The 13,630-nt window shown below is 28.2% G+C and carries 12 protein-coding genes; 9 read left to right on the top strand and 3 right to left on the bottom strand.

The genetic code is table 11. From position 1 onward, the window contains the following. Window positions 1–122: 122 nt before the first annotated feature. Both J0H68_09010 and J0H68_09005 read left to right on the top strand, forming a co-directional pair. Window positions 123–1,310 carry a hypothetical protein gene (locus J0H68_09010; protein MBN8828832.1) on the top strand — a complete coding sequence of 396 codons (1,188 nt, stop codon included), beginning with the start codon at window positions 123–125 and terminating at the stop codon, window positions 1,308–1,310. 58 nt (window positions 1,311–1,368) lie between these two features. Further along, window positions 1,369–2,157 (top strand): hypothetical protein, encoded by a 789-nt coding sequence (locus tag J0H68_09005; protein MBN8828831.1) that lies wholly within the window; start codon window positions 1,369–1,371, stop codon window positions 2,155–2,157. Between the two features lie 410 nt (window positions 2,158–2,567). On the opposite strand, the gene J0H68_09000 is transcribed toward J0H68_09005, so the two are convergent. Genes J0H68_09000 through hflK form a run of 3 tightly spaced genes read right to left on the bottom strand, consistent with a single transcriptional unit; the run spans window position 2,568 to window position 6,060 of the window. Continuing rightward, window positions 2,568–4,073, bottom strand: coding sequence for a Do family serine endopeptidase (locus J0H68_09000; protein MBN8828830.1), 1,506 nt, complete (start codon window positions 4,071–4,073; stop codon window positions 2,568–2,570). A gap of 5 nt (window positions 4,074–4,078) precedes the next feature. Next, window positions 4,079–4,939, bottom strand: coding sequence for a protease modulator HflC (locus tag J0H68_08995; GenBank protein MBN8828829.1), 861 nt, complete (start codon window positions 4,937–4,939; stop codon window positions 4,079–4,081). 5 nt (window positions 4,940–4,944) lie between these two features. Beyond that, on the bottom strand, window positions 4,945–6,060 hold the full coding sequence (gene hflK, locus J0H68_08990) for an FtsH protease activity modulator HflK (protein ID MBN8828828.1): 1,116 nt from the start codon (window positions 6,058–6,060) through the stop codon (window positions 4,945–4,947). Window positions 6,061–6,281: 221 nt separating this feature from the next. Here hflK and J0H68_08985 point away from each other — a divergent pair, with 221 nt between their 5' ends. The 7 genes from J0H68_08985 to sppA all read left to right on the top strand — a co-directional run bounded on the left by J0H68_08985 (window position 6,282) and on the right by sppA (window position 13,630). Continuing rightward, entirely contained in the window at window positions 6,282–6,755 is a 474-nt protein-coding gene (locus J0H68_08985; GenBank protein MBN8828827.1) for a hypothetical protein, read from the top strand. Between the two features lie 93 nt (window positions 6,756–6,848). Continuing rightward, window positions 6,849–7,769 carry a D-alanyl-D-alanine carboxypeptidase gene (locus tag J0H68_08980; protein MBN8828826.1) on the top strand — a complete coding sequence of 307 codons (921 nt, stop codon included), beginning with the start codon at window positions 6,849–6,851 and terminating at the stop codon, window positions 7,767–7,769. 78 nt (window positions 7,770–7,847) lie between these two features. Then, a complete protein-coding gene (locus J0H68_08975; protein MBN8828825.1) occupies window positions 7,848–8,012 on the top strand; it encodes an adenosylhomocysteinase in 165 nt (54 codons plus the stop codon). 70 nt (window positions 8,013–8,082) lie between these two features. Continuing rightward, window positions 8,083–10,533 carry a PAS-domain containing protein gene (locus J0H68_08970; GenBank protein ID MBN8828824.1) on the top strand — a complete coding sequence of 817 codons (2,451 nt, stop codon included), beginning with the start codon at window positions 8,083–8,085 and terminating at the stop codon, window positions 10,531–10,533. Between the two features lie 121 nt (window positions 10,534–10,654). Beyond that, window positions 10,655–11,536, top strand: coding sequence for a UTP--glucose-1-phosphate uridylyltransferase GalU (gene galU, locus J0H68_08965; protein ID MBN8828823.1), 882 nt, complete (start codon window positions 10,655–10,657; stop codon window positions 11,534–11,536). A gap of 2 nt (window positions 11,537–11,538) precedes the next feature. Next, entirely contained in the window at window positions 11,539–12,849 is a 1,311-nt protein-coding gene (locus tag J0H68_08960; protein ID MBN8828822.1) for a UDP-glucose/GDP-mannose dehydrogenase family protein, read from the top strand. Continuing rightward, the gene (sppA, locus tag J0H68_08955; protein ID MBN8828821.1) at window positions 12,842–13,630 is read left to right on the top strand and encodes a signal peptide peptidase SppA; all 789 of its coding nucleotides are present in this window, start codon (window positions 12,842–12,844) and stop codon (window positions 13,628–13,630) included. The genes J0H68_08960 and sppA overlap by 8 nt, the downstream gene beginning before the upstream one ends.

Raw genomic sequence — 13,630 nt, 5'->3', positions numbered from 1 at the left:
AGCTTTATAATTAAGCGGCCTAAGGGTTTAATCCTTTAGGCCGCTTTTTTTTTAACTTGCTTTACATTTTTAAGAATTTTAAATTAAATAAACATTCTTAAAAAATTAAGGAGGTTAATTAAATGATACTTTCTGAGCATGATAAAAACGCAAAGACGACTGCTAAAGAATATAATGAAATTTATGACCTTATAGATGAGGAACAAAATGAAACATTTCTTAGATTAATGGAAAATCCAGTATTTATTCAAAATGTTATAGAAGTGAATAACTGGGGATTGTTTAGAAAAATAATTATAACTAAAAATTTACTTTTATTTCAAAAAGTTTTTGAATATTGTAAAACCTATATCCCTGATAAACTTAAAGATTTTTTAAAAAAAGAAACTAATTATATTTATTACCCTTATGACGGTATTGAAGTTGACGATTATACAAGATACGTTTATTACACTCCTTTAAAACTTGCGTGCTGCAAAGCTCAAAATGAAATGGTTTTAGAAATAATAAATTTTCATGGATTGAGTGAAGAAAGTTTTAGCGAAGCTATAAAGGAATGCGTAACTTATAATAACTTTTCAACTTTTATATTACTATTGAATAAGGGAAAATATTATCTAACTCCCGAAATTTACTATCAAAAAATAATTAATGCGGAAACCTTGAAGCTTTCATACGGATATAATTACAATAATGAATGTTTTAATTTTATCTTCAATACGTTAATAACACGATTTGAAAAAGATATAAAAAATTATCATTTAACTAATAATCCTATTACTACTCGAATTAATTTTACATTTAATTCGCCTTATAAAGGAATTGCAAGATTTGCAAATATATTATCTATAGTAAAAGATAGAGATAGATTGCACTTATTAGTAAAAGTAATAGATAACAATAGTTTGATTGATGTTTCAAAAAATAAAAGTCTTCTTGAATATATTAGTAAGAATTATCCAAAAGATTTTATAAATTTTATTTGTTCAATATGTAAAGAATTTGAGAATCGTAAAAGTGAATTTGTAGATAAAAAAGAAATTAAAGAATATAATATATTAAAAGCAAACTTTATTGAAAATTTAAATTCACATCAAAGTATTAAAAATATCTTTCAACCAAATGCATTTACTGTCACGAATGATCTTAAAGTTAATCTTATAATTAATGAAAATTTATCATCAAATTTAACTGATAAGAATGTTGATGAACAAATTGCATTTATACAAAAATTTTTTAAAGAAGATAAATTAAACAATTCTTATAGGCATAAAATAAAAAATAAAGATACATGCTGTATTTTTATTTAATTTCATCGTAAATAATATAATTAGCTTTTAAATATAAAATTAATTAAGCAGGTTAAAAATGAGAAAACCATTGCTATATATTTGGTTAAGAGGATGGGGGGAAATCGCTCATCATAAAATTCTTCCATATGTAAATATTTTAGATACTACATATAGTAAATTTTTTTCAGTAAAATTTTTAATTTGCACTAATGAAAATGATATTATTTTGAAGGACAATAATTTTTTATCATTATTTAAACATAAAAAATTTCAAATTATATATGCCAATATGCACTTATTTAGCGATGCAATAAATAATCTTGCTAACGCTACCCCTAAAAATGTTCCTGTTTTGAGTATTTCCTTAGGAATAGAGCTTGAGATGCAGGCTTTAATAAATGCATATGGCTGGATAAAAGTAGGTGCTTATGCTCATGGTTGGCAAATAAAAGGTTTAGGTAATGATGGTACTGAGCCTGGAAAAGGTTGGTATAATACATGTGTCTTATTAAATGCAAAATTTATAAAGTCAATTAAATTAAATCCTTTACCTTCATGGATTGATAATGGGATTTTAGGGAATATTAAAGTTAGAGAAAAAGAAATTCCTATAGGGGGAGGAGAAGAAATATTATTAATGAAAGATATTTTATTAAAAGATAAAAATGCTTATTTTATTCTGGATACAAATATGAAGCTAACTAATCATGAACATATTGCTACTGAAGTAAATTTTGAAGAGAAGATTGAAAGAAAAGTAGCTGTTGCTGCATATTATTTATCGAATCAACTTAAAATTTCAAAAGATATGTTATGGAATTCTTTAATAGTCATAAAAAATGACGGTTTATGGCGTGGTGTTTAAATAAATTATTTATGTGGAACAATTTTATAATTAATGCTCAAAGGTATTCTTTCTAGTATTTCTATAATATTATCTTTCCTAGAATTACAAATAATCGTAATGTGCAAGTTAAAATTAGTACGTAAACCTCAGAACACTTGATATTCTTTAATCAATTATTTTTCCCTAAAGTAGGTAAGATAGTCAATTTATTTAAACAAATTAATTGGTATAAAATTTTTAATTCAAATATTAAAATATAAGAAATAATTTATATATCACTTGCAAAAGTAACTAATATAAATCAAAACTTTAAATAAATAATTTTGGAAAGCTAATGCTTTTTGCGCCCTAATAGATTGAGTAAGTGACTAGTATCACCAATTAAACAGTAATACTTTCGTATTAAAAAATGAATACTCATTTATGCTCTATTTTACATCAACTGCAACTAAGTGTTTTTGGCCATTTCTATCAACAAGCATAATTAAGCTTTTCTTTTTATCATCATAAATAGCTTTTTTAGTAATATTATAAAAATCTTCAATAGTCTTAATATCTTGCTTATCAATTTGAACTATAATATCACTTTGTCTTAGACCGTTTACAAATGCAAGCGATCTAGGTTTTATTTTCGCAATAACAACACCGAATTCAACTTCACTTTTAAGTCGGCTTTTAATTCTGGTATCTAGTTCAGCAAGTTTAATACCAAAATAACCTTCCATATCTTCAGAAACTTTACTAAATTTTGGTTTACTTAGATTACTCGCCGAACCTGGGTTTTCGCTAATGTTAACTTTATATATTTTAACTTTACCATTTCTAAAAACTTCCATTTCATAAGTTTTCCCTATTTCTGCTTCTGCAATTAATTTAGGTAAAGTTCTTGCTGAATTCTTTTCTAATTTTTTACCATTAAAAGAAATGATAATATCATTTGGTTCAATTCCTGCTTTTCCAGCCGGTCCTTCTTTTAATAATTGTGAAACAACTACCCCAATTTTATCTTTATAATTTAAAGCTTGAGCGATTTTTTCATCAACAGGCTGTATATAAACTCCAAGCCAACCGCGTTTTACCTTACCATATTGCTTAATCTGATCAGCAACTTTTTTAACTATTGAAGAAGGAGTGGCAAAAGCAATACCGACATTTCCGCCTGAAGGCGAATAAATAGCAGTATTAACACCAATAACTTCACCATTAGTGTTAAAAAGAGGGCCTCCTGAGTTGCCAAAATTTACTGCAGCATCTGTTTGAATAAAATCGTCGAAATTACCATATTTAATATCACGACCACGCGCAGAAATTATTCCAGCTGTAACTGAGCCAGTTAATAATCCAAATGGATTTCCTATTGCAACTACCCAATCTCCAACCATCGCTTTATCTGAATCACCGAAGGGAGCTACCGGAAGATTTTTGTTAGCTTTAATTTTAAGTAGAGCTAAATCTGTTACTACATCAAAACCTACTACTTCAGCGCTATGTTCTGAATAATCATTTAATGTAACTTTAATATCATCAGCTATAATATTATTTTCACTTGGGGATGTTGGAGACATTGAATTGTTAGAAGCAGCGATTACATGATAATTAGTTATAATATAACCTTCATTATCTATAATAAAACCTGACCCTTGTGAAGCCATTTGGCGCCCACCGCCACCCTCAAGGTCACCGTCAATGCCTGGAATCATAAAGCCAAACCGTTCTAATAATTCCATTAAATCCTCATTTAAACCGGGATCGTTTGGAAAGCCTTGCCTGCTAATATTATTTTGAACTTTAAATTTTGCAACTATATCAACTACGCTTGGCATAACCTTTTCTACAACATCACTAAAGCCACCATGTGGCAACATTGATGCATTAATTTCTATAGAGTAAAATATTGTAATAAGTGCAATAAAATAATTAACAAACTTTTTCATGTTTTTTACCTTACTTCATTTACTATGTATTTAAAAAATTCGCTTTCCGGTGTTATAACTAACTTAGTATTGTTTTTATTTAAAGCTGTTTTGTAAGCCTGAAGAGTTCTATAAAATCCATAAAATTCAGGATCAGATTCAACGATCGAAGCGATTATTTTATTTGCTTCCTTATCACCTTCACCACGAGTAATTTCAGCCGTCATTTTTGCCTCAGCAAGGATTTCACGACTTTCCTTATCAGCTTCAGATTTAATCCGTTGAGCATCTTCAAAACCTTGTGCTCTAAACTCTTTTGCTTCTTTTTCTCTATCAGCCTGCATGCGGCTATAAATCGCATTACTGTTTTCTTTTGGTAAATCAGCGCGTGAAATTCTTACATCAACAATTTTAATACCAGCTTTCAATGCTTTTTCATTAACAATACTACTGATACGTTTCATCATTAAAGCTCTTTCATTAGTTAGAAGAGCTGATAATGGAACCTCACCAATTACCTGACGCATAGAAGATTCTAAATCGCTAATTAATCTAGTTCTTGCTTCAGAAATGTTACGCACTGATTGATAATATTTAAGAGGGTCAATAATTTTATATTTAGCATACGCGTTAACAATAATTCTTTTTTGATCCTTTGCTAGAACTTCTCTTTCAGCAGCTGCTACATCTAGAATCATTTTATCAGAATAAGCTACTCTTTGGATAAATGGCACTTTAATATGTAACCCTGCCTCTCTTTCGGTCCGTACAACTTCACCAAATTGAAAAATAAGAGCTTGCTTTCTTTCATCAACAATGAAGAGTGAATTAATAATTATAAATAATCCTAGAACTACAGCAAAAATTTTCATCATATAGTTATTCATAATTTCTAATCCTGTTTAGATTTTGATATTTTATCAAGTGGTAAGTAAGGAACTAAATTTTTTGCATTTTGATCAATAATAATTTTATCCATATCACCTAAAATTGATTCCATCGTTTCAATATATAAGCGTTTTTTTAAAGTTGACTTAGCATTTTTATATTGATCATAAACTGCTTTATAACGACTAGATTCACCTTGCGCTTTAGCGGTTACTTCGCTTTTGTAAGCTATAGCGCCTTGTACTATTTTTGTTGCTTCACCACGAGTTCGTGGCAAGAGATCATTTTTATATGAATAAGCTTCATTTATTTCTCTTTCTTTATCTGCTCTAGCTGTTTGAACATCTCTAAATGCATCAATAACTTGTTGAGGTGGATCAACTTTTAACATTTGTAAACTTACTATAGTAATGCCAGTTTTGTATAAATTAAGTATATCCTGAAGTAAATTCATAGAGCTAACTTCAACTTTAGAACGACCAAGTGTTTGTGCTTCAGCAAAAGGCGTATTACCTATAATTTCCCTTACAGCGCTTTCTGCAGCCATTTTAACGGTTTCTCTCGGATTACTAACATTTAATACATAATCTTGAATATTGTCTATTTTCCATTTTACCATAAAATTTATATCAACAATATTTTCATCACCTGTAAGCATTAAACTTTCTTCTGGTATATTTCTAAGATCTGCACGTCTATTTGAACGGTACACATCATTTTGAGCTGATCTATAGCCAAATTCTTCTATTTGATGGACTGTGACTTTATGTTTTAAAGTTGACTCAATTGGATAAGGTAAATGAAAGTTAGGGCCTGGATTTGCGATCCTTACAAACTTACCAAATCTAAGCACAACAGCTTGTTCATCTTCTTCAATAATGTAAAAACCTGAAGCAAGCCAAATTGCAAAGAGAATAAATAATATTCCATAAATAAAATTATTATTACCACTGAAATTCATATTATCTTGCCCAAATGGGTTGTTTTTCTTAAAAAAATTATCAAATTTATTTTGATTATTTTTAAAAAAGTTTTCTATTTCCTCACCTTGACCCCAGGAAGTTTTTTTCTCTTTGTTATTTTTATTGTTATTGTCGTTATTTTGCTCACCCCAAACCATAAAAAAACCACTTTATAAAATTTTATTAAATCATCATAAGCATTTTGTTTTTTTTATCAAGATTTTATATTTGTAATTACAAATTATAGTTTTTAAATTTATTTTTTAGTAATATTCCAATTGACAACTTTCAATTATAAGTTGATATTAAAATTAAACTTTTAAACACTTTTTTAGGATTTAAATTTATAATTCTAAATAAAATTAGGAGAACGCATAATATGAAAAATGCTAAAAAAAATGTTAAGCAAACAGTAAAGCAAAATAGCGCGCAAAAAGCTGACAAAAATAATAATACGCCATTTACTGAACAAACATTTTTTAATCAGGAAACATTTGATAAAGTAAGTCGCAATCTTAGTGCTGCAGCAAATTATGAAGAAGTAAATAAACTATTAGAAGAATGTGGAAATTTAAATTCCAACTTTTTTAATTATGTATCTAATATAGCTCATAATACTATTAAAAATTCAACTGAAGTTGGTGAAGTTATAACTGACTATACAGATGCATGTTATTGTACTACAGCCGACGCTTCAAAAGCTTTTCTGTCAGCCACAACTATTACTGATCTCATAGAAATTAATCAAATGGTAATAAATAATACTATTGACAATAACTTTAGATTGTTTTCAAATAATATTAAGATATTAAGTTTAGCTTTTGGAAATTTATTAACAATAGATTCACAATAAAAAAGTTAATAATTAAATTCTTGATTTTGATAGTAAAATAGGTAGTTTTAGCCAATTATTTTACTAAAACATGAAATTAGGTTATATAAATTTATGCGAAAGAAGCTAACAAATAATTTGTTAATCATTATATATTTTCTTGTTAGCTTAGTTTCGTTAGGCAAAGAAGGTTGGTCTTTTGATAAAGCAAAATATGCTACTTTAGTAGTCGATCAAGCTACTGGAAAAGTATTATATGAAGAAAATGCAGAAAAAACTAGATATCCTGCTTCAATAACCAAAGTAATGACTTTATATTTAGCTTTTGAAGCTCTTGCAGAAAGAAAAGTAACTCTTGGTCAACAACTCACTGTTTCAAAAAAAGCTGCTCATATGCCTAGGACAAATTTAAATTTGAAACCAGGGCAAAAAATGACATTTCAAGAAGCAATTCATGCTGCAGCAATAAAATCTGCTAATGATGCAGCAATAGTAATAGCAGAAGCAGTGGCAGGAAGTGAAGAAAAATTCGTAAAAATTATGAATATGCGTGCGAAAATGTTAGGAATGAAACAAACACATTATAGTAATCCTACTGGTTTACCAGATCCAGAACAAAAAAGTAGTGCTTATGATATTGCACGACTTGCAATAGCTATTCAAAGAGATTATCCAGAATATTATCACATATTTAGTAAGAAAGAATTTAAATTTAAAGGTAAAATTTATAAGTCTACTAATAATTTATTAACAAAATACAAATATAATGGCTTAACAGGTCTAAAAACTGGTTTTACAAATATGTCAGGGTTTAATCTAGTTTCTACGGCGCAAAAAGGACATAGAAAAATCGTAGCCGTGGTCATGGGTGGTAACACAAGCCAAGATAGAGATAAAAAAATGATTTCTTTATTAAATAAATTTCTTGGCGTATCGAAAGGGGAAATAAGTACATTAGTTAGTAACTCTAAATCTCCTAAAAAGAAAATTATAAAAAAATCTCCTAAAAAGAAAATTAAACTGGTACAAAATTAGTAAAAGGCAAAATCTATAAATTTGAACTAATTCAGGCAGTTAGAAAAACTATTTTTAGTAAATTAATAGCATAACGTTATTCTAATTTATACAAATCAGGTGCTAGCGCAAATTGAACTATGGCAAAATACAAAAGAGTATGTTAATAAGGTGTATATGTTGCCAAAAAGCTTAGAAGAAAAAGTAGCTTGTCTGCATTTAAAGAAGTTAAATATAAACTTGACTAAATTAACTAAAGATTAAGCTGAATATTTAGTAATATAAGTGGAATGGCCTTTTAAGCTAGAGCATTATAGATATTAAAGATGTTAAAATGAAAAAATATCTGATTTTTTATATACCAACTCTTTTGTTTCCGTTATATGCTATTGCATATGAAAATGGTGTGGAAATTGTAGCAACAGAGAAGATTAATGAAATTTATAAAATTTCTATTTTATGTTGTTTCGGAATAATAATTTTTTTAGCAGGTTTATTAATAAAAAAATTAATAGCTCATAAAGAACTTTTGAACGACTTTCAAAAGCTTCATAAACTTACTATGGAATTACCAGATAAACCTACATGCGGTTATATTTTTGTTAATAAAAATGATAATAATATTTTCTTTTCTCCTACTTTCTTAAAAAGGGTTAGTTATGGAAAAAAGTTAGATAATTTAGAAAATCTCGAAGAATATTTTACTTTAGATTCCTACAATAAAATTTTAAAATTAATCAAAGAATTAAAGGTGAGTTTTGAGCGTTATAACGAAAACGTATTTATAGAATCTAATCTAGGCGATAAATTATGGCTTCACTGGCAAGAAATTTTATCAAATTATGAAGCCTCAGGGTTTATAATTTGGTTTGTTGAAGTTTCACCTTTAATCAACCAAATTGTTGAGATCAAAAATCAAAATCAAAAGATTAATAAAGAATTTAGTGCTTATTTTGAGCTTTTGGACCAAATTAATATACCTATTTGGTTTAGAGATGCAGATTTAAATATTAGATTTTATAATAAAGCTTACTCACAAATAGCTTTAAATAATAATAAGTTAGATGATTTCAGTCATGAACTAGCAATTGAAGCTGAGCAATTAAGTGCTGAGGCGCAATCTCAAATTTATTTGAACGTTAATGGTGAAAGGAAGGTTTTTAATACGTTTGAAAATAGTAATTCTTCAAATATTTTAAATGCTGGATATGCTATTGATATAACTAAAATTGAACAATTAAAGCAAGAAATAAAGCGCCATGTGTCAGCCCAATTAGATTTTATTTCTAGTTCATCAAGTGCTATAGCAATCTTTTCTCCTGATACTCATTTAACTATGTGGAACAACGCTTTTGAAAATCTTTGGCAACTTGATGAAAAGTTTTTGGCAAAACAACCGACCTATAGTGAAATATTAGAAGTGTTAAGGCAAAAAAGAAAATTACCCGAGCAATCAAATTTTATCCATTTTAAAAAAGCGCAAATAGACTTATTTAAAAACCTTACCTCTATACATAATGAATTTTTCTATTTACCAGAAGGTAAAACTTTACGTGTAATTGTAACTCCTTATGCCTTGGGAGGGTTACTATTTGCTTATGAAGATATTACTGATAAACTAGCATTGGAAAGATCGTACAATACTTTAATTGCTGTCCTTGAAACAACACTAGATAATTTGCATGAAAGTATTGTAGTTTATAGTTCAAATGGAAAATTGAAATTATACAACGCAGTTTTTTCAAAGCTCTGGCGGTTAGATCCTAATTACTTAGATTCTAATCCTCATTTTAACGATATCATTAAGCAAACTGAAGAATTTTATCAAGATAAATCAGATATAGAGCATTACAAAAATACTTTTTTAAGTGTGTCAGAAAGAAGGTTTGTTGCAAGTAGTAGAGTTGAGATGATAAATGGCTCAGTTATAGATAGAATATTTGTTCCTTTACCGGATGGTTCAATTTTAATTACAGATTTAGATACTACAGATTCTGTATTAGTTGAAAGATCATTGCGTGAAAGAAATGAAGCTTTACAAGAAACTGATCGTATTAAAACTGCATTTTTAGCTAATATTTCTTATCAGTTACGTTCTCCACTTACAACAATTATAGGATTTGCAGATATTCTTTTAAATGGATATTTTGGGAAAATGCCTACTAAACAAGAAGAATATATGAGCTATATATATACAGCCTCAAAAGAACTTATGCAGCTAATTAATGATATTTTGGATTTAGCGCTTCTTGATTCAGGCAATATTAAATTAAAAGTTAATCAAGTAAATTTTGTAGAAGTTATTGAATCAATTATTATTACTCTCATGAATGAATTTAATAATGAATTGATAGATATTGAAATGGATCTTCCAGAAGAAGAATTACTAATTTATATAGATCATATTAGGATTAAACAAGCTCTTTTTAATATAATTAATCGCATTATTTTAAGTGCAGAGAAAGATAATAAAATTGTAATAAGGGTTACTTTTGAAGAAAATTTTTATCACTTAGTTATCAATGATAGAAAACAATTTATCACTATACAAGAGCAGCAGCACTTTTTTGATCGTTTCTATAAAACCCCTAATGATGAAATAAATAGAAAATTTGCTAATGGTTTAAGTTTAAGTATTGCTAAAAATATTATTGAACTTCATAGCGGAAAAGTTGAATTGTATTCTAGCATAGACACAGGAATTCAAATTAAAATTAGTTTACCAGTAGCTAAAGAAAGTAAGGATAATTTTCAAAACAAGGCAATTAATTATGTTGCAATGTAATTAATAACTATTTTGAAATTTTTATAATTCAACTTTTTTTCTAATATCAACTATTTTTAAAAATAACTTTGAATATTTTATAAATCTTGCTAAATTCCTTATGATTTAAATGAGAATAACAATGGTTAACAAAAAAATTAAAAAAATAATTTTTCCAGTAGGTGGATTAGGTACAAGATTCTTACCTGTAACAAAATCTTTACCGAAGGAAATGTTGCCAATTGCCAGTAAACCTTTAATACAATATGCATTTGAAGAGGCAAAGAAAGCAGGTATTGAGCAATTTATATTTATTACCGGAAGAAATAAAAACGCTATCAATAACCATTTTGACCATGCTTATGAACTTCAAACAGTTCTTGACGAACAACAAAAAGAGAAGCAATTGAAAGAAGTTACTGACTGGCTACCTGAAGCTGGGCGTATAGCTTTTGTTAGACAACAAGAACCTTTAGGTTTAGGTCATGCAGTCTGGTGTGCAAGACATTTTATAGGAGAAGAGCCTTTTGCTGTAATTTTAGCTGATGAAATGCTTATGAGTAAGGATGGTTTTTTAAAAGAAATGGTAGAATGTTTTGAAGAATTAAACAAAAGTATTATTGGAGTTGGTGAAGTAGACAAGCGATATACAAATTCTTACGGTATTATTGATCCTGAAAAAATAGACTTTGAAGGTAAAGCAGTATATAAAATTAAAAATATGGTTGAAAAGCCTGACCCTGAGAATGCTCCTTCAAATTTATCTATTATAGGTAGATACATTTTAGAACCTGAAATATTCAAATATTTATCTGTACAAACTAAGGGTAAGGGCGGAGAAATACAATTAACTGATGCAATGAAAGAAATGTTAAAAGAAAAAGAAATGTTTGCATTAGAATTTAAAGGGCCAAGATTTGATTGTGGTAATCAGGTAGGTTATTTAGATGCTAATATTGCCTATATGCTTGAACAATCTGAATTTAATTCACAAATAAAACAAATTTTAAAGAAATATATTTAATTATGAAAATTGCAGTAATAGGAACAGGATATGTTGGTTTAGTTACAGGGACATGCCTTGCTAATCTGGATAACGAAGTAACTTGTATTGATATTAATGAAATTAAAATCAAAAGTTTGAAACAAGATATTATCCCAATTTATGAGCCTGGATTAGAAAAAATCCTCTCTAGTGCTAAGAAGAAAAATAAAATTCATTTTAGTATAAATTATGAGGAAATCCTTAAAGCAGAAGTGGTAATTGTTGCTGTTGGAACACCTACAGATGATATAACTGGCGAAACAAATCTTACGCAAGTTGAATCGGTGTTAAATGAAATAACAAAAATAGCTGATAAGTTTGAAAGAAATAATGTTTTAATAATAATAAGATCAACAGTACCAATCGGTACTAATAAAATGTTGTTAAAAAAAATTGATAGCATTTTAAATATTGAACTTGTTTACAATCCTGAATTTTTGAGAGAGGGTTCTGCAGTTTTTGATTTTATGAATCCAAATAGGTTAGTTTTTGGAGTTAATTCTGAGTTTGCCAAGGGACAATTAAAAAAGTTATATAAATTTTTTGAAGGAAAAGCTCCTTTTATATTTACCGATCTTTCTTCAGCAGAACTTATTAAATACGCGGCTAATACCTTTTTAGCTATGAGAATAGCTTTTATCAATGAAGTAACAAAATTTAGTGATAAATTTAATGCAAATATTGATGAAGTTATAGAAGCCTTAGGGCATGACCCGAGAATTGGAAAAGAATATATAAAACCGGGGCCTGGTTTTGGAGGGTCGTGTTTTCCAAAAGATACTAAAGCGCTTTCGACAAGTGCGATTAAAAATTCTATAGAAACTCCGATTCTTAATTCAATATTATTAAGTAATGAATTGCATAAAAGATATTTAGCAGAAAGAATTTTGCTAATATTAAAAAAATATAATGCCAAAAGAATAGCTGTACTTGGAATAACATTTAAAGCTAACACTGACGATATAAGAGATGCAGCTTCTTTAACAATTTTACCAATATTAAAAAATGCAGGGATCGAAATAATGGTTTATGATCCTATGTACAAAGAAAAGATGCCGGATAATTTAAAAGATTTTGCTCATACTTTAGGAATAAATGACGCTATTAAAGGAGCGGAAGCAGTAGTTATTTTAACAGAATGGGAAGAATTTATTGAAATGACCCATTTAGATTTTAAAAATATGATGATTAATCCTCTGGTAATTGATTTTAGAAATATATATAATCCGGAGCAAATGAAAAATAATGGAATCAAATATTATTCTTTAGGTAGGCTAGGATTATATGATTAAGTTAGTAAAGAAGATACAAGAGCTGTTTAAAAAGAAAAGTTTAGTAGTTTCAATTCCTCTTAAAGGGGTTATAGGTATTAAAAAAAATGGTATAACGTTAGATAGCTACAATGATATTATTGAAAAAGCTTTTGCGTTACCAAAAATTAAAGCGGTAATTCTCCAAATAAATTCACCTGGTGGTTCTCCTTCTCAATCTGAACTTATTTATAAGAAAATTAGAAGATTAAGCGTAGAAAGAAAAATAAAAGTTATTACATTTGTAGAAGATATTGCAGCGTCAGGCGGTTATTATATTGCTCTTGCTGGAGAGCAAATTATAGCTCCGCATAATAGCATTATCGGAAGTATAGGAGTAATCTCAGCTGGTTTTGGTTTACATGAAGCAATAAATAAATTAGGCATTCAAAGAAGAATTTATACGAGTGGAAATAGTAAGAGTTTTCTTGACCCTTTTCAACCAGAAAAACCTGAGGATGTAGAAATATTAAAAGAGTTACAAAATGACGTTTACGAGAATTTTGTTAGCTTAGTAAAAGAGAGAAGAGCTGCTAGACTAGAGTCTGAAGATAATATTTTTTCTGGTAGAATTTGGTCGGGTAAAAAAGCTAAAAAATTAGGACTTATAGATGAAATCTCTGATTTAGAAACATATATTGAAGAAAAATTTGGTAAAAAAACTAAAATTATAAAATTAGAACCAAAGAAGAAAGGTTTACTTTCAAAATTTGGGTTCGGAGATTTTTCATTAAGGAATATGTTAGAAGAAATTTGGTGGTAG

The organism is Sphingobacteriia bacterium, assembly GCA_017304685.1.
Lineage (GTDB): Bacteria > Pseudomonadota > Alphaproteobacteria > Rickettsiales > 33-17 > JAFKLR01.
The sequence above is the reverse complement of the archived record's forward strand: the minus strand, read 5'-3'. Positions and strand labels throughout refer to the sequence as shown.

Excerpts from the sequence above, each read along its gene's own strand:
- hflK (MBN8828828.1), bottom strand. The coding sequence starts at position 6,060 with ATGGTTTGGGGTGAGCAAAATAACGACAATAACAATAAAAATAACAAA.
- J0H68_08960 (MBN8828822.1), top strand. The coding sequence starts at position 11,539 with ATGAAAATTGCAGTAATAGGAACAGGATATGTTGGTTTAGTTACAGGG.
- J0H68_08970 (MBN8828824.1), top strand. The coding sequence starts at position 8,083 with ATGAAAAAATATCTGATTTTTTATATACCAACTCTTTTGTTTCCGTTA.
- J0H68_09005 (MBN8828831.1), top strand. The coding sequence starts at position 1,369 with ATGAGAAAACCATTGCTATATATTTGGTTAAGAGGATGGGGGGAAATC.
- J0H68_09010 (MBN8828832.1), top strand. The coding sequence starts at position 123 with ATGATACTTTCTGAGCATGATAAAAACGCAAAGACGACTGCTAAAGAA.
- galU (MBN8828823.1), top strand. The coding sequence starts at position 10,655 with ATGGTTAACAAAAAAATTAAAAAAATAATTTTTCCAGTAGGTGGATTA.
- J0H68_08995 (MBN8828829.1), bottom strand. The coding sequence starts at position 4,939 with ATGAATAACTATATGATGAAAATTTTTGCTGTAGTTCTAGGATTATTT.
- J0H68_08980 (MBN8828826.1), top strand. The coding sequence starts at position 6,849 with ATGCGAAAGAAGCTAACAAATAATTTGTTAATCATTATATATTTTCTT.
- J0H68_09000 (MBN8828830.1), bottom strand. The coding sequence starts at position 4,073 with ATGAAAAAGTTTGTTAATTATTTTATTGCACTTATTACAATATTTTAC.
- J0H68_08985 (MBN8828827.1), top strand. The coding sequence starts at position 6,282 with ATGAAAAATGCTAAAAAAAATGTTAAGCAAACAGTAAAGCAAAATAGC.
- sppA (MBN8828821.1), top strand. The coding sequence starts at position 12,842 with ATGATTAAGTTAGTAAAGAAGATACAAGAGCTGTTTAAAAAGAAAAGT.